This is a genomic window from Rhizobium sp. 21-4511-3d (assembly GCF_053522545.1).
The window spans coordinates 96,505-111,705 of sequence record NZ_JBNWCF010000014.1; the positions used below are offsets into that span (position 1 = coordinate 96,505).

At 58.6% G+C, this 15,201-nt stretch carries 16 protein-coding genes; 6 read left to right on the forward strand and 10 right to left on the reverse strand.

The window, feature by feature from the left end:
* Nucleotides 1–18: 18 nt before the first annotated feature.
* From traA to ACQZ5H_RS26165, 4 genes are read left to right on the forward strand one after another with little or no spacing between them, the layout of a single operon-like run.
* Nucleotides 19–3,594, forward strand: a complete 3,576-nt coding sequence (gene traA / locus ACQZ5H_RS26150) for a Ti-type conjugative transfer relaxase TraA (protein WP_449099391.1) — start codon at nucleotides 19–21, stop codon at nucleotides 3,592–3,594.
* Nucleotides 3,591–4,157, forward strand: a complete 567-nt coding sequence (traF, locus tag ACQZ5H_RS26155) for a conjugative transfer signal peptidase TraF (RefSeq protein WP_449099392.1) — start codon at nucleotides 3,591–3,593, stop codon at nucleotides 4,155–4,157. The genes traA and traF overlap by 4 nt, the downstream gene beginning before the upstream one ends.
* The gene (locus tag ACQZ5H_RS26160; protein ID WP_449099393.1) at nucleotides 4,147–5,313 is read left to right on the forward strand and encodes a conjugal transfer protein TraB; all 1,167 of its coding nucleotides are present in this window, start codon (nucleotides 4,147–4,149) and stop codon (nucleotides 5,311–5,313) included. The genes traF and ACQZ5H_RS26160 overlap by 11 nt, the downstream gene beginning before the upstream one ends.
* 17 nt (nucleotides 5,314–5,330) lie before the next feature.
* A complete protein-coding gene (locus tag ACQZ5H_RS26165; RefSeq protein WP_449099394.1) occupies nucleotides 5,331–5,948 on the forward strand; it encodes a TraH family protein in 618 nt (205 codons plus the stop codon).
* Nucleotides 5,949–5,965: 17 nt separating this feature from the next.
* Here ACQZ5H_RS26165 and ACQZ5H_RS26170 read toward each other — a convergent pair whose 3' ends face one another.
* The 4 genes from ACQZ5H_RS26170 to ACQZ5H_RS26185 all read right to left on the reverse strand — a co-directional run bounded on the left by ACQZ5H_RS26170 (nucleotide 5,966) and on the right by ACQZ5H_RS26185 (nucleotide 9,522).
* Entirely contained in the window at nucleotides 5,966–6,589 is a 624-nt protein-coding gene (locus ACQZ5H_RS26170) for a hypothetical protein (protein ID WP_449099395.1), read from the reverse strand.
* Entirely contained in the window at nucleotides 6,586–6,765 is a 180-nt protein-coding gene (locus ACQZ5H_RS26175) for a hypothetical protein (protein WP_174000954.1), read from the reverse strand. Before ACQZ5H_RS26175 ends, ACQZ5H_RS26170 begins: the two co-directional genes overlap by 4 nt.
* Before the next feature lie 146 nt (nucleotides 6,766–6,911).
* Complete coding sequence (locus tag ACQZ5H_RS26180; protein WP_449099396.1) at nucleotides 6,912–7,907, reverse strand: RcgR family putative quorum lactone hydrolase; 996 nt, start codon at nucleotides 7,905–7,907, stop codon at nucleotides 6,912–6,914.
* Entirely contained in the window at nucleotides 7,897–9,522 is a 1,626-nt protein-coding gene (locus tag ACQZ5H_RS26185; protein ID WP_449099397.1) for an RcgA family putative transporter, read from the reverse strand. The genes ACQZ5H_RS26180 and ACQZ5H_RS26185 overlap by 11 nt, the downstream gene beginning before the upstream one ends.
* 266 nt (nucleotides 9,523–9,788) lie before the next feature.
* Between ACQZ5H_RS26185 and ACQZ5H_RS26190 the strand changes: the two genes are divergently transcribed.
* Nucleotides 9,789–10,493: an autoinducer binding domain-containing protein gene (locus ACQZ5H_RS26190; protein ID WP_449099398.1), complete on the forward strand. Its 705-nt coding sequence runs from the start codon at nucleotides 9,789–9,791 to the stop codon at nucleotides 10,491–10,493.
* Here the strand turns inward: ACQZ5H_RS26190 and ACQZ5H_RS26195 are convergent, their stop codons facing one another.
* On the reverse strand, nucleotides 10,494–10,790 hold the full coding sequence (locus ACQZ5H_RS26195; protein WP_449099399.1) for a transcriptional repressor TraM: 297 nt from the start codon (nucleotides 10,788–10,790) through the stop codon (nucleotides 10,494–10,496). It lies immediately after the preceding gene.
* Between the two features lie 531 nt (nucleotides 10,791–11,321).
* Here ACQZ5H_RS26195 and ACQZ5H_RS26200 point away from each other — a divergent pair.
* Nucleotides 11,322–11,558, forward strand: coding sequence for a hypothetical protein (locus tag ACQZ5H_RS26200; protein WP_449099400.1), 237 nt, complete (start codon nucleotides 11,322–11,324; stop codon nucleotides 11,556–11,558).
* A 38-nt stretch (nucleotides 11,559–11,596) separates the two neighbouring features.
* Here the strand turns inward: ACQZ5H_RS26200 and ACQZ5H_RS26205 are convergent, their stop codons facing one another.
* Genes ACQZ5H_RS26205 through ACQZ5H_RS26225 form a run of 5 tightly spaced genes read right to left on the reverse strand, consistent with a single transcriptional unit; the run spans nucleotide 11,597 to nucleotide 15,180 of the window.
* The gene (locus ACQZ5H_RS26205; RefSeq protein ID WP_449099401.1) at nucleotides 11,597–11,866 is read right to left on the reverse strand and encodes a hypothetical protein; all 270 of its coding nucleotides are present in this window, start codon (nucleotides 11,864–11,866) and stop codon (nucleotides 11,597–11,599) included.
* Between the two features lie 42 nt (nucleotides 11,867–11,908).
* The gene (trbI, locus tag ACQZ5H_RS26210; RefSeq protein ID WP_449099402.1) at nucleotides 11,909–13,207 is read right to left on the reverse strand and encodes an IncP-type conjugal transfer protein TrbI; all 1,299 of its coding nucleotides are present in this window, start codon (nucleotides 13,205–13,207) and stop codon (nucleotides 11,909–11,911) included.
* Nucleotides 13,208–13,222: 15 nt separating this feature from the next.
* Complete coding sequence (trbH, locus tag ACQZ5H_RS26215; RefSeq protein ID WP_449099403.1) at nucleotides 13,223–13,669, reverse strand: conjugal transfer protein TrbH; 447 nt, start codon at nucleotides 13,667–13,669, stop codon at nucleotides 13,223–13,225.
* Nucleotides 13,670–13,672: 3 nt separating this feature from the next.
* A complete protein-coding gene (gene trbG, locus ACQZ5H_RS26220; protein ID WP_449099404.1) occupies nucleotides 13,673–14,503 on the reverse strand; it encodes a P-type conjugative transfer protein TrbG in 831 nt (276 codons plus the stop codon).
* Nucleotides 14,504–14,517: 14 nt separating this feature from the next.
* Entirely contained in the window at nucleotides 14,518–15,180 is a 663-nt protein-coding gene (locus ACQZ5H_RS26225) for a conjugal transfer protein TrbF (RefSeq protein ID WP_449099405.1), read from the reverse strand.
* Nucleotides 15,181–15,201: the final 21 nt, after the last annotated feature.

Here is a 15,201-nt window from a genome sequence, read left to right on the forward strand (position 1 = left end):
TAAGAGGGAATTCTAAGCGTGGCCGTGCCGCATTTTTCAGTCAGCATCGTTGCTCGCGGCTCCGGCCGCAGCGCCGTGCTGTCGGCGGCCTATCGGCATTGCGCCAAGATGGAGTTCGAGCGGGAAGCCCGCACGATCGACTACAGCCGCAAGCAGGGGCTGCTGCATGAGGAGTTCGTCGTTCCCGAGGATGCACCGGAATGGCTGCAGGCGATGATTGCCGATCGTTCGGTCTCTGGTGCCTCTGAGGCCTTTTGGAACAAGGTCGAGGCATTCGAGAAACGGAGCGACGCACAGCTCGCCAAGGATGTGACCATCGCCCTGCCGATCGAGCTTTCCGCAGATCAGAACATCGCGCTGGTCAGGGATTTTGTCGAGCGGCATATCATTGCCAAGGGTATGGTTGCCGACTGGGTGTTTCACGATGCCCCGGGCAACCCGCACATCCATTTGATGACGACTTTGCGGCCGCTGACCGAGGAAGGGTTCGGCGCCAAGAAGGTCGCGGTTTTGGCACTGGACGGCCATCCTGTCCGTAACGATGTCGGCAAGATCGTCTACGAGCTTTGGGCCGGCGGAGCCGACGACTTCAACGCCTTTCGCGACGGATGGTTTGCGATCCAAAATCAGCATCTGGCGCTGGCGGGCCTCGATATCCGTATCGATGGACGGTCCTTCGAAAAGCAAGGGATCGAGCTGACACCGACCATCCATCTCGGCGTCGGGACGAAGGCGATCGAGCGGAAGGGCGACGCTGCGGAGGAGACGGTCGCGCTCGAGCGGCTGGAGCTGCAGGAGGGACGCCGCGTTGAAAACGCGCGGCGGATTCAGCGCAATCCGGAGATCGTGCTGGACCTCATCAGCCGCGAAAAGAGCGTCTTCGAAGAGCGCGATGTCGCCAAGGTACTCTATCGCTATATCGACGATGCGGCGCTGTTCCAGAACCTGATGGCGCGGATCCTTCAGAGCCCGCAGACGCTGCGGCTCGACCGTGAGCGCACGAATCTCACCACCGGCGTCAGGGCAGCGGCGAAGTTTACGACGCGGGAGCTGATCCGTGTTGAAGCGCAGATGGCCAACCAGGCGATCTGGCTTTCGCAGCGATCGCCTCATGCCGTCAAACCAGCGGTCCTGAACGGCGTATTCTCTCGCCATCACCGCCTGTCCGACGAGCAGAAGACTGCGATCGAGCATGTCGCCGGTCCGCAGCGGATTGCCGCCGTGATCGGCCGCGCCGGCGCCGGCAAGACGACGATGATGAAGGCGGCGCGCGAAGCCTGGGAAGCGGCCGGATACCGCGTCGTTGGCGGTGCATTGGCGGGCAAGGCGGCGGAAGGACTGGAGAAAGAAGCCGGCATCGCCTCCCGCACGCTATCGGCCTGGGAACTGAGATGGGATCAGCAGCGAGACCGGCTCGATGAGAAGACCGTCTTCGTCCTCGACGAGGCGGGCATGGTCTCGTCCCGGCAGATGGCGCGCTTCGTTGATGCTGTCACAGAGAGAGGGGCTAAACTCGTCTTGGTCGGAGATCCCGAGCAGTTGCAGCCAATCGAAGCCGGTGCTGCTTTTCGCGCCATCTCCGAGCTGATCGGCTATGCGGAACTCGGGACCATCTACCGCCAGCGCGAACAATGGATGCGCGATGCCTCACTCGATCTGGCGCGAGGAAACGTGTCGGCTGCGCTCGACGCTTACGCGGATCGCGATATGGTGCGGACTGCTTGGACCAGGGACGAGGCGATAACCTCTTTGATTGCCGACTGGGACCACGACTACGATCCGGCCAAGGCGACCCTGATCCTTGCCCATCGCCGTGTCGATGTGCGGCTGTTGAACGAGATGGCACGTGGCACGCTGGTCGACCGGGGCGTGATCGAGGCCGGTCATGCGTTCAAGACGGAAGACGGGACGAGGCAGTTTGCTGCCGGCGATCAGATCGTCTTCCTGAAGAATGAAGGATCGCTCGGCGTCAAGAACGGCATGTTGGCGCGCGTTGTCGGGGCCCAGCCAGGGCGGATCGTTGCTGAGATTGGCAGCGGCGAAGATAGACGCCAGGTCGTCGTCGAACAGCGCTTCTACGCCAATGTCGATCACGGTTACGCCACCACGGTCCACAAGAGTCAGGGCGCCACCGTCGACCGCGTCAAGATGCTGGCGTCGAACACCCTCGATCGGCATCTCTCCTATGTCGCCATGACCCGCCACCGCGAGACGGCAGAGCTCTATGTCGGGCTGGAGGAATTCGCGCAACGGCGCGGCGGCGTGCTGATAGACCACGGCAAAGCGCCCTACGAGCACAAGCCGGGCAACCGGGACAGCTATTATGTGACGCTCGGTTACTCTGATGGCCAGGAGCGCACCGTCTGGGGCGTCGATCTCGCGCGGGCGATGAATGAATCGAAAGCCGAAATCGGTGATCGCATCGGCCTGAAGCACATCGGATCGCAGCGGGTCACGCTTCCCGACGGAACAGAAGTCGACAGGAATTCCTGGAAGGTTGTGCCGATCGAGGAGCTGGCGATGGCCCGCCTTCATGAGCGGCTCGCGCGTGTCGGATCGAAGGAAACGACGCTCGACTATCAGGACGCCTCGCACTATCGCGCTGCGCTTCGGTTCGCCGAGGCGCGGGGCCTCCACCTCATGAACGTGGCCCGCACGATCGCGCACGATCAGATCCAATGGACCGTCCGTCAATCATCGAAACTCGCCGAGCTCGGCACGCGCCTTGCCGCCGCCGCAGTGAAGCTCGGTCTTGGTCGAACGAAGGCATCGACATCATCTGCAATCAAGGAGGCAAAACCCATGGTCTCAGGTACAAAGACCTTCCCCAGATCGATCGGTCAGGCGGTTGAAGACAGGCTCTCGGCCGACGCTGGCCTGAAGGATAGCTGGCAGGAGGTTTCCGCTCGCTTCCATCACGTCTTTGCGGATCCGCAGGCCGCCTTCAAGGCAGTCAATGTCGATGCCATGCTGGCGAATGGATCGGTTGCCGCAACGACGCTTATGCGGATTGCAGAGCAGCCGGAAAGCTTCGGCGCGTTGAAGGGGAAGACGGGGCTGTTCGCCGGCAGCGCCGAGAAGCAGGCGCGCGATACTGCACTTGTCAACGCGCCAGCCCTTGCCCGCGACCTGGAGGGCTTCATCGCGCAACGCTCAGAGGCGGCCAGCCGCTATGAGGACGAGGAACGCGCGGTCCGCACCAAGCTCTCGCTTGACATTCCAGCACTCTCCGCATCGGCGAAGCAAGTCCTCGAGCGGGTGCGCGATGCGATCGATCGAAACGATGTCCCTGCCGGTCTCGAGTTCGCCTTGGCAGACAAGATGGTGAAGGCTGAGCTTGAAGGGTTTGCCAAGGCCGTGTCGGGGCGCTTCGGAGAACGAACCTTCCTGCCGCTTGCGGCGAAGACCGCGGACGGGATGGCATTCGAGGCAGCGTCTGCGGGCATGCAGCCAGCGCAGAGACAAGAGCTGCGGTCGGCTTGGGACACGATCCGGACTGTTCAGCAATTGGCCGCGCATGAACGGACAGCTGTGGCGCTGAAACAGGCGGAAGCCATGCGGCTGAGCCAGACGAAAGGGTTGTCGCTGAAATGAGGTCTTATATTTTCTTTACCCCTGCCGTCGCACGCCAAAGGCGCCTGGCTCTCGCCCTTCTCGCAACGTCAACCGGTGCTGCCCTGGTGGTGATTATCAGCGGCACCATAGGCGGCCTGCGGATCAACACCACACCCAGCGAACCGCTCGGATTGTGGCGTGTCGCGCCCCTCGATCGTCCGGTTCAGGTCGGCGACATGGTGTTTGTCTGCCCGCCACAGACGGACGCCATTTCAGAGGGGATTGAGCGAGGCTACCTGCGTTCGGGCCTTTGCCCAGGCGGCTTTGGTCCCCTAATCAAGACGGTGGCTGCAGTTGCCGGAGCGCGCATCGAAGTTGCTGGAGGCCTCACGATCGATGGGCGACAGATCGCAGGCTCGAACCTCGTTTCTTGGGACGGACGCGGACGGCCATTGTACCCATACGAAGGAGGAACGGTCCCCGCCGGATTCCTGTTCCTCCACTCGCCATTTCCGGGATCCTGGGACTCGCGATACTTCGGGCCGGTCCCTGCCTCCGGTGTCCTTGGCCTCGCAAAACAGGTGCTCACCTATGCGCCGTGATTGGCTCCAGCCCCTTTCCCTCGTCCTCGCTTCAGCGGCGACGGGCTATATCGCCTGGAGTGGACACGTCTTGGCCCTGCCTGCGGCAATCGTGTTCCCGGCGCTTTGGTCAATGGCACGCAATCGTCGCGCCGCAAGCGCCGTTGCCGCTGCCTACTTTCTGGCGGCGTCGCGCGGTCTCCCGCAAGGCGTGGCTGCCTTCTACCATTCCGACATCTGGCCGGGGTTGATCTTGTGGCTTGTCGCGTCAAGCGGCTTCGTTCTCGTTCACACCGCCCTGTGGTCGGCCCATTCAGGGGGGTGGAAAGCCCTGCGATACACGATCGCGATGGCCCTCATGGCGGTTCCACCGTTCGGGATTGTCGGGTGGGCGCATCCAGTAACGGCGGCCGGCGTACTTTTCCCTGCATGGGGTTGGGCCGGACTGGGGGCAGTGGCAGCCGGTCTTGCGATCATGACGACGCGATATAGACCGGCTGCAGCCATAGCCCTCGTAAGCTTCTGGCTCTGGTCCGCCGCATTCTGGACCGCACCGGACATAGGGCGTGGCTGGCAGGGTGTCGACTTGCAGCTCGCAGATAGTCTGGGTCGCAATATCAGTCTTGCCAGGCATAGTGACCTTGCTGCAACGCTGCGCGCACAACGCAGGCCCAGCGCTGCCCACATGCTCCTGCCTGAAAGCGCCCTCGGATTCTGGACGCCATCGGTCGATCGCCTGTGGCAACAGCAGCTCACGGGGACTGATGTGGACGTCATCGCCGGCGCGGCCGTTGTCGATCCGGAAGGCTATGAAAATGTGTTAGTACACGTCTCGGCCACCGAAGGCGAGATCCTCTACCGCGAACGTATGCCAGTGCCTGGCTCGATGTGGCAGCCCTGGTTGCCTCTGATTGGAAGGAGCGGCGGAGCCCGAGCGGACTTCTTTGCAAATCCGATCGTATCAGTTGGCGGCCAGCGCTTGGCCCCACTCATCTGCTACGAGCAGCTGGTCACTTGGCCCATCCTGCAGTCGATGTTTCATGATCCTGATCTCATCATAGCAATCGGGAATGGCTGGTGGACCAAAGAAACCTCGATCATCGCCATCCAGCGTGCCAGCACAGAAGCCTGGGCACGGCTGTTCGGCAAGCCTTTCGTGATGTCTTTCAACACCTGATCCTTGGAGCCATCGTCATGGACGCTGCCATTATCGCGAAATGCGCCGACCCAAGCCTTGCCCCTGCTATCGTCGAACAGTTCATCTCGGCCGTCGGTTCCGACGATCCACTGGCCGTAACCGTGAAGGCGGATGGTCGGCTTGTTCTCATTCCCAAACCTCGCTCTCCCGACGAGGCGATGGCTGTGGTCAAGGACTATGTCGGTCATGCAATCGTTCGCGTCGGCATCACACAGTTTCCCGCGGGCGTTGGCGTTGGCGACCCGTCACAGCTTCAGCCAGACATGTTCGACACTTGCGCGAACTTGCGAACGGGGACAGGCATATTTGCGAAGGTCGCCCGCATCGTCACCAAGTGGTATGGCCGTCCCACGAACAGCGAGCTCCTTCCGCAGTTGGTCGATGATACGATCTACGCTTGGAAGACAGGAACCTTCGAGGGCGACAACGTGTTCCGAGCCAACGATCCCGGTGGTCCGACCTTCATGAATAGAAGCTCAGAAAAGCCGGCTGACGATGGTGAAGCTACAGCATCTTCTCCCGAGAGTGAAGATAGGTCCCAATCAGCCGAGCCGGGTAAGGCCACCGAGGCAGGAATTAGGATCGATCTCTCAAGGATAGGCGGACAAAAATAACGAGCGGTGGAAATGAGTTAACGCTGTGGCGAAACCGGAAAAGTCAGCGCCGGCGCGTCTCCCCGCGGAAGGAAAAACCCTTTGATGCACGCGTCGTTGCGAACGGCGATCTGCGTATGGGTACGCTCGTGAAAGCGAGCGCCATCGTAGATTTCGTCTCCTTCTGGAAACAGCCCTCGAACCGTGTCGAATGCTGGAAGGGCGGCTTCCTGGGCGAGCTGGTGAACGTAGTTGATAACAGCGCAATCCAGCTTCCGAACCAGTTTGTCGGAATTCTTATCGCCTCTGGCATCGGAATTCACCGGCATGGTTCCGCCGGTGGCCTGGATCTGGCTTTTCAGCATGCGGTAGCTGGTCTGAATCAGCGGAACGTATTTGCGTGTGATGAGGTCCAGGCAGTTGCCGAGATCGATGATCGCGCCGACCACGAATGGCTCTTCATACGCGCCGGATTCGGCTTTTTGCGTCGCCCATTCGAGGGCACGTTCAGGATCATTTTCCCAAAAATAGATGCCGGAGCCGAGCCAGTCGTACGCTTTTTCGCTCGGACGGAGGGGCGATGCGCCAGTTAGCGCAGCCATGCCAACAGCCTTGTCGCAACCGTGGTAGCCGAGCACGTAAGCGGGATAATTGGAACTCAAGCGGCGGCCGCTTCCTCAGCGTCGTCGTCGCGCGCGTATTCCGGAGCGAGCTTGCCATCGGCAGACACAATGCCGGCGTCCATCAGATGACGGCGTGCATCCTCTGGAGACTTGGCGGCGTCTTCTGCACGCTTTTCCATGAGCGCGATAAGCGCCTCCAGCTGGATGTCTGTCATCGTCGAGGCCCTCCTGAGCCAACTCTTGCCGTTTATTACACGGATTCCCGCTAAAGCGCAAACCTCGGAGCTTGGGCAACAAGCGTGAGATCGTAACGCCGACACGCTGCGAACATTCATTTCCGCCTATACGATGGCCGAACAGATCAGGACAGAAACCGCTTCAGACTCAAGCCTGCGGATACAATGTATGGCAATTTACCGAGGGAATAGTGTCCACAGTTTAGCTTCAGAATTTGCGGTCGGCCGCCAGCGTTCGTCAAACCGCGTATCAGGCTCTCCGATAGCTCAGGCAATACCACCGTGTCTCTTTTGGCCAATACCATCTGAATCTCGAGATCTCGCCGAGCCAAACGATGCACATAGTTCTCGAGATTGAGTGGGCTCCATGCCCGTCTGAGATCAGTCAGGTCGATCTCGGGCTCGAGGCTCCTACGGATTGATCGTGTCGCCCGACCGGTCCACACCATATCCGCGAGGCTCCCACCCGTCAGAAATAGCGAAACCTTCGAAACGTTCGCATCATGCGCGGCAATCAATCCTGCGACCCAGGAACCAAGGCTCATGCCGAGCACCGAGACTTCTCGATAGCCCTTGCCTTTCAGCCAACGGATGAGTCTTCTTCCATCACAGACGGCCTGCCTCACGGCCTGGATTGTTCGACCAAGGTTGGCGCTCAGCATATAATCCGCGTGCAATGAGCCGGGTCGGCTACGCTCGAAGTGGTAAGGCATCGCGATCTCGATGACTGTGATGCCTCGTCGTGACAAGAAGCTGGCAATTTGAACGTTGCGGCCGCGAGCGTTCCAATGGTGAAAAATCACCAGTGCCTTGTTCCGATTTCCGCTCTCTGTGATTTTCGCCCAGACGATATTGTTCTCTGCGACATCGGTGTAAATGCCCGATGGGAACTTGATCCGATGATCGCTTACGTCGAAGCGTTGATCGCCGCTGCTCTGCTCGTCAAAAAACGACCGATCCGTCGACGCTTCCTCGGCTCGGTTACAAAACTCGCGGAAGGTGGCGATTCTCTCTCCCGGAAACGCACGGTCTGCATCGAGGACGAAACTCGTCGTTTCCTTCCCGTCCTCTCCGCGTCGCGCGCGCTGTTCATCCCACCGATCGAGCCAGCTAAGATACAATTTGTCTGCTTCCTATGTCGTTGGACCGCCGGCTGCCTAGGCGGGGGTCAACCAGGCTTAACACCGCGACGAACATACTGATGCCCAACAAGATGGAGAACCCGACGAACGCATCAATCAATAGGTAAGCGGCAAACAGCAATGTCACGACCGCTGCCATCTTCCAGAGAGGTTTGTTAAATCGCGAGCCGATGCCTCGCAGGCAGATCGAGCCATAGACAAAAACGACGATCGTCGAGAGCGCAACAAGCAGGCTGCTATAATGGGTAGGCATCCGATAGTGGAACCCATTGCTGGCGCCATTACGTCCGGACAGAGCTGAAGTCAAATCCCCGGCCAACCAGTCGAGGATGTCTCTGGCGTTCGATGTCAGATACGAGCTTTGAGCCTTCATGCACAGCGCGACCAGAAGGCCTAGAATTGTGCAACGAAATATCCCGCGCATTAATTTCAAGCACAGCTCATAGGCCTCGCCTTGAGATCCACCTTTCTGAACGACGGTTGTATCCAGACCCATCCTCCTGAGATCGTGGATCATCGTGTGGAGCAATATGAGCCCGGCGAAAAACAGGTAAAAGCAAAGGCACATATAGAGATAAGCGAGAGCGGTGAATCCGATCGACACCGGGACCGAAATGACCTCCGGTCGCACAATTGCCAGCGTGCCCCAGCTTGTCGCGTAGTCTGCTCCGCCTTTCAGCAGTGGGATCAGGCAGACGCCGATCCATTGAAGAATACCAGCGAACAACACACAGATCACGAAAACTGCCCAATATGAAAAGGAGGAGCCCTCCACAGCTTGCGACCAGTTGTGGTGGCCAGTTGTCCTATCGCTCTTTGCGCACAGCTTTAAGCGCCCCTCCCTCGTCCAAAAGGCGAGCAGTTCGGTGACCAGTGCAAAAAACAGCGGCAAGAGCACCATGAATAGGAACGTCCAATTCGGTGCCCAGAGAAACCCAACCTGTTTCGCAACATTGTCCGCCCGGAGGTACACGGCGCTGTGGATCCCCAAGATGTAGGATAGAAAACCGAGTGCGGTTGCCCCGGCAAAGATTACCGCGGGCAGGTTCAACGGCGAACCGCCGTTAAAAAGCATCTCCGATCTTCGCGCTAACCCGATCCGCTGCATCTTCCGATCGGCGTTCCGTACGGGTTCGGCATCCGGTGCGGTCTCAACCGCCGACGACTGCTCAACGTAACCTTCGGGTTCCGGTGGAGGCTCTGGCCGATCTGTCGCACGGTCGTCTGCCTTTTTCGCCTCGCGTCGCTTGGCCTGAAGCCGCGTCTGAGCGCCACTCAGCTCGACCTGCCATGCAGCCGTGGCCTCCGGATCATCACACCCGAAAACCCTGGCAAGCCAACGGATGTTGGCCGCGCTAATTCCCCGGTCGTTCTCCTGAAACCAAAGTTGAACGGTTCGCAAATCAACCCCAGCGCGGTTTGAATCGATCTGTGAGATCGCCTCTGCAAGCAGCTCTGGCGTCCACGGGCCCGCAGGAAATCCGTCTTCACCGACTGTCCTGCCTGCCCCTGCTGCAGCCAGTTTCTTGAACAATTCCTTCCAATCACTGCCATCATTCGGCGGTGGTAGAAATAATTTTCCGTTCTGAAACAATCGATTACCAGTTCTGATTTCGTTTCGTTTCGCTGCACTTCATATTACATCGTGCCAAATCACTCAATCACCTATTACCGAATTCAGGTTGGATAAATTTTCCATAAACGCATAGCGGGTGATCGACATGCGTTACCAAATGAATCAACCTGGAGCTGTCGGCGCTCGTTGATGATAGCAAAGGGTTGGGCAGTAACATCCAGGCTCCACCGGTACCGCGATGAGGCGCGGTGTCTGGGGATGAGCACTGAATGGAGGGGATTGAGATGAACCAACTCGTCGCGGGGCTCTTGGAGATCGGCGCTGTCGCACACGATGAAGCAACGCTGAAGACCGCATTGGCAGATTTGGCAGAACGGTTCGAATTTACGGGCTATGACTACGCCAAACTGCTGCCAGGCGACTTTTACGTGATATCAAACCTGTCTTCAGATTGGCTGAAACGTAGCAGAAAGTTGGACCTCGAACGACGACACCCGATCATGAAGAGAGCTCAACAATCCCGTCGCGCCTTCATCTGGTCAGGGGCTTCAGAAAGCGGGACTACGCTGGAGGAGGATCAGACATTTTATGAAACAGCATCGCAATTCGGAATCCGCTCAGGCGTTACCATGCCCATTGCGATTTCTAATGGTGGTATTTCAGTACTCAGCTTCGTCTCACCAAAGGCAGCTTTGAGCGCCTGGGACGAGATCGATCCTATCGCTGCATCTTCTGCAGTCGGGCAGCTCCATGCCCGCATCGAGCAACTGAAGGTAACTCCCTCGATCCAGGAGCCGTTTTATCTTTCGCCAAAGGAGGCGACCTACACACGATGGCTCTCGCTGGGCAAAACGGTAGAAGACACGGCGGAAATTGAGCACGTCAAATACAATACCGTCCGCATTGCGCTCGCAGAGGCAAGGCGCCGTTATGACCTCTGCAACAACACGCAGCTCGTGGCCCTGGCGATCCGCCGCGGCTTGATTTGATTAAACCTTCGGCGTTCGGCCCAAAATGGTGAGAAGTGTTGTGAGCGCCGACATCTGAGCGTGCATCTCGATCGTCGCCTCCAGATACGCTATATGTGCTTCACGCGGCTCCTTGGCGTCACTGTCACCTCCTTGGGCGATTTGGAACAGTCTTTCTGCGCGATCAACCAACATGCGATGTTTCTTGATCGCATCGATCGTCAGGATTTCGATAACTTGGTCGGGCTCATTCGAGAGCAGTCCGACAATCGGCCGCAAGTCGATTTCCGCGGTAATGTCGTTTCTCTCGCGATCCATAGTTTCTCCCAAAATCCACGCACTGCTTTGCGCTAACAGGTTGCTCGTATGAGAATCGAGCAACATAGCGCGTACTGTCTTGAGAGTTAATTTTAGCGACTGGCTGATGGCACTTCCACTGCAGTTTTGCAGGATGGACTATGCGATGTTTCATGTGATGATGAAGTTCGCCGCGCAGCTTCGACAGCTCTGCTGAGTTCTAAGACGCAGATCGCCTCGTGAATGCGATTGTGATGGCCTCGTCTTGTTGCTCCGAGGTTAGGCGGACCTCGTTGACCTCCGTGTCTGGACCGACAACCTCAAAATCTGTGGGCGTTCGATCTTCGAACATCCGGTAAGCAGTCATCGCTGCATCGGTGGGATTGCCGGCTTCGATAAGCAAGGTGTGCGAAGTCACTCTGTAAAACGGCATGCTGTTCCCCCGCGACTCGTTCTTCCGGTCTAACATCCCGAGGCCTTACACGGGAAGGTCACCATCTTGAAGGTGAACAGGCTGACTCCTACGTGATACTATGGAAACGGATCGGTGTAATGAAACCTGACGCGACATCCATCACGAAGACTTCGCTAGATGTATTGGCTGCCATTGCCAGGTTTAGGCATCAAAAGCGCTTGGGTCGAGTTTGGCTTATCGGAGACCGTCGGGTCACGACCAAGACGATTGAACGGTTGGAGCAGCAAGACCTTGTTCGCGAGGTCGCCTTCGGCGGAAGCCCGGCATTGATCCTGACCGACGAAGCGAAAACTTTCTTGGCCGGAAAGCAATAGCGTTCGCTAGAGAAACTGCGAACGAGAAGACTAGCAGATTATCGCCTTACCCTAGGCCTTCCGAAAAAACGGTTCCGCTCCTCCATGACGGCGTGGCCTGCCGCATAGAGTTCCGCAATTGCCTCTCGAATTTCAGACAACGCCTTCATGGTCCGCTTTGAGATGTAGTCGCCGTCAGCATTACCGTTTGACTGCAGCGCATTCGCGCAGTCTGTGGCAATCGTATCGACTTCGGGCGCGATAGCGTAGAGTTGTCGTATTATACGATCGAGAGCGTCTTTCGCACGCTCTGACATCCTGTCGGCCATCGACTATCTCCTCCTTCGTGTAAACCCCGTCGGACTGGCACTTTACCCCCCGTAGTTGCCCGGGAAAATGATGTCCTGATCTACGAGCACATTGAACCGGTATCCGGGTCTGATCTTGATCGTCGGCTGGACATTAAGGTTTTTCGAGATGGTCTGCTCGGCGACCCTCCCAAAAGTCTCGGCAAAATTCCGACGCGCCGCGTCCGAGGCCGTGTCCTGTGTGGCAAGCGTTGAACTCTCAGGCATCGACATGTCGATCCCAGTCCCGATGAGCGCGACGAGCGCAGCTGAGCCGAAGGTCCTGATATAGTGGTTGTCGACCTTGTCGTTGAAGCCGCCGTAACCCTCAGAGTCGGTCCCGGCCATACCGCCGATCTGAAGTGTGGAGCCATTCGGGAAGATGACGTCGGTCCAGACAACGAGGACACGGTTCTGGCCGAAAGACACTTTGCTATCGTAACGACCAAGAAGCTTCGTGCCCTGAGGTATAAGTTTATAGTGGCCAGTCGCACTGTCATAAACGTTCTGGCTGATCTGGGCGGTGATGCGGCCCGGCAGGTCTGAGTTTATGCCTGATATCAGTATCGCGGGGATTACGGACCCACGTTTCAGTTCATAAGGTGACTGCTGAGGCACGACTTGATTGGGCAAATAGCCCAGCTCCTTGATATCAGCGTTGAAGAAATCTTCCTTGGATGTTTGTCCGTTCTGATCGACTTGACCGGCCGCGCCCGCTCTCAACGCTGCTGCATAAAGATCCTGCGCGCCGCTCGGCGAGGTGTTCGATTGACGCGCTCCGGTAGATGCGGCCCTCGGCACTTCGGCCGAGACCTCTGATATGTCGACCTTTAACGGCGAATCGAGAGCCGCCCCCCTCGCCTGTAGGCTCGCCATGCGCTGCCGCTGCTGTTCGCGAAAGATCTGCTCTCGCTGCTCACGAAGCATCCGCGCATTCCATTCTTCGTCCGATTCCATGCGAGACCTGCGCGGCTCCCGTGGTTCGACCCTTGGCGCTGCCTCCGCCGGCTGGGCGGCGGCCTGTTGCTGAGGGACCGGCGTTGGCTGAAACACCGGCGGCTGTTCCTCTCGATCGCCGATAATTCCGTCTTTGACACCTCGCTTCAGCTGATCGGCGAAGGTCGAAGCCGGCGTGCCAGAAGCACCGTCGTTCGGGTCGTGCTGACCAAACCTCAGCCCACGCGAGGAAAGGCCGTAAACGAGTACGGCGAGGAACAGCACCAGGATCGCGAGGCCGATAAATAGAGGCACGCGGTTGAGGCGCTTCATCCCTTTGTCGTCAGCCGATTGATTTGACGTTCCCAGTTGCAGCGATTGGACCATGATCGTCTCCGCCTGTCAGTTTCGCTTCATGAGGGAAAGAGGGCTTGCCGGCGTCGCAATACCATTGCTGACTGAATATGCCCGGCCGAGCGACATGGTGTCCGTCGACAGGCGCGCGAGGACCTGCCCGTCTACCGCAGCAATCGAATAGGCCAGCTCTACCGGCTTGTTTGAATCCTTCGCGCCCGCGCTCTTGTCATCCGTAACGACTGCAAAGCCCCAACCCTTCAACGCCGCCTCGAGCGCAACGGAGTATTCAGACGTGTCCTTGTGCAGTTTGATGGGAGTGGTCGTCGATCCGGCTTGCTCGGCGAACCGTCCTGCCATGTCGCCGGCAATAGCGCCAGCGGCAGGCCCGGTGATTTCGGCGGGTGCAGCAGCTGTGGAGAGCCCGTCGGTTGCCGTCTGGCATCCAGTTAGGGCGAAAGCGATTGCAATCGGAATCAGGCGGTGGAGCTGCATGGTTCATCCTCCCCGCCGGATCGTGATCTTCTGCTGTTTCCAGCCGACCCCTGATATCAGTACCGCCTTGTCGATATTGTAGTCGACGATCATCATGTCGTTCTTCATCCGGTAATTGACGATGCGGTTCTGGCCGCCCGAGACGACGAACAGGACCGGTGCATCTTGACCGGAGATTGCACGGGGGAACTGAATGTAGGTCTTTTGCCCATCGGAATAGACGCGCTTGGGGCGCCAGGGAGCGCTTCCGCTCAAGGCATAGGAGAATGCCAGCTGTTCGGGAGCGACACCGCCCTCCGGCCCAGTCATGGCCTGGAGGCGGGCGTTGATGTCGGAGAGCTTTGTGGCGGCATCCTCGGGATACTCGAACCCGACGCGGGCCATGTATTGCGTGGGATGTGACTTCAGCTGGATATGATAGGTCCGGCGAGAGGTGGTCACCACCATGGACGTGACAAGCCCCGGCTCGGACGGCTTGACGATCAGGTGGATCGCCTGACCGCCTGCGGCGCCAGAGGTTGCCGGTTCGACCTTCCACCGAACAGTATCGCCAACCAGCACGTCGCGGACGATTTCACCGCCCTGCAGCTCGATATCGCAGACCTGCAAGGGCGAGCAGACGACAGACGGCTGCGTCTCACCGAAGAGAAAGATCACCTTACCGTCCGGTCCGCGTGTCACCAGCCCGGCCTGTCCCCGCCATTTTCCGGAAAGGTTCGTCCCCTTCACCTCATTGCCCGTCAGATTTTGAGCAATAGCCGTCGTCGAAACCGCGGCTGATAAGGCAAGCGCCAGCATGCAGCGAAGAGCGGCGTGTTTGTGTTTGATCCTCATTGCAGATCCTGCCCTTAAAGTTGCGCGGTCCAGTCGAAATCGGTCACATAGACGCCGATCGGATTGAGCCGGATTGTTGCTTCGTCCTGTGGTGACGTGATCGACACGGTCGCGATTCCGCGGAAGCGCCGGGTTGCGACCTCCTTGCCTTTGCGATCACGCTCGTACTCGGTCCAGTCGATCTGATAAGTCTGGTTCGAAAGCGCGACGATGTTGTTCACCTCGATCGCCACTGTCGCGTTGACCGCCTTTTCGAACGGCGAGTTGCCGCGAAACCAGGCGTTGACCTTTTGCGTCGAGGCATCGCTCGTCCGCAGCAGGGCATAGGTGCGGTCGATATATTGCTTCTGGACCACCGCATCCGGCGTGATCGAACGGAAGCTGGTCACGAAATTCCCAAGGGTCGCGCGAACGACCCGCGTGTCGGCGTATTCGATCTGCTGCGGGAAGCCGCCGGAAACCGTGTTCCCGAGTTTGTCGACCTCGACGATGTAAGGAACAAGCTTGACCTGTGTGCTGAGATAGAGCGCGTAGCTGACGCCGATAACGGCCAATCCCAGGCTCAAAATGCCAACGGCCCGCCAGGCGGAGGCCGCCTTGAGGTAGGAGCCGTAGCGTTCCGACCATTCCTGCCTTGCGGCAAGGTACGGGTTCTCAGGTGCGGGATGCCCTGCCATGTGTGTGATCCTGTCCGTGAA

Bases quoted from the DNA above. Each gene is read 5' to 3' on its own strand.
- ACQZ5H_RS26160 (WP_449099393.1), top strand. From the start codon at position 4,147: ATGCGCCGTGATTGGCTCCAGCCCCTTTCCCTCGTCCTCGCTTCAGCG.
- trbH (WP_449099403.1), bottom strand. From the start codon at position 13,669: ATGCAGCTCCACCGCCTGATTCCGATTGCAATCGCTTTCGCCCTAACT.
- ACQZ5H_RS26225 (WP_449099405.1), bottom strand. From the start codon at position 15,180: ATGGCAGGGCATCCCGCACCTGAGAACCCGTACCTTGCCGCAAGGCAG.
- ACQZ5H_RS26165 (WP_449099394.1), top strand. From the start codon at position 5,331: ATGGACGCTGCCATTATCGCGAAATGCGCCGACCCAAGCCTTGCCCCT.
- ACQZ5H_RS26200 (WP_449099400.1), top strand. From the start codon at position 11,322: ATGAAACCTGACGCGACATCCATCACGAAGACTTCGCTAGATGTATTG.
- trbI (WP_449099402.1), bottom strand. From the start codon at position 13,207: ATGGTCCAATCGCTGCAACTGGGAACGTCAAATCAATCGGCTGACGAC.
- ACQZ5H_RS26190 (WP_449099398.1), top strand. From the start codon at position 9,789: ATGAACCAACTCGTCGCGGGGCTCTTGGAGATCGGCGCTGTCGCACAC.
- ACQZ5H_RS26195 (WP_449099399.1), bottom strand. From the start codon at position 10,790: ATGGATCGCGAGAGAAACGACATTACCGCGGAAATCGACTTGCGGCCG.
- trbG (WP_449099404.1), bottom strand. From the start codon at position 14,503: ATGAGGATCAAACACAAACACGCCGCTCTTCGCTGCATGCTGGCGCTT.
- traF (WP_449099392.1), top strand. From the start codon at position 3,591: ATGAGGTCTTATATTTTCTTTACCCCTGCCGTCGCACGCCAAAGGCGC.
- ACQZ5H_RS26205 (WP_449099401.1), bottom strand. From the start codon at position 11,866: ATGGCCGACAGGATGTCAGAGCGTGCGAAAGACGCTCTCGATCGTATA.
- ACQZ5H_RS26175 (WP_174000954.1), bottom strand. From the start codon at position 6,765: ATGACAGACATCCAGCTGGAGGCGCTTATCGCGCTCATGGAAAAGCGT.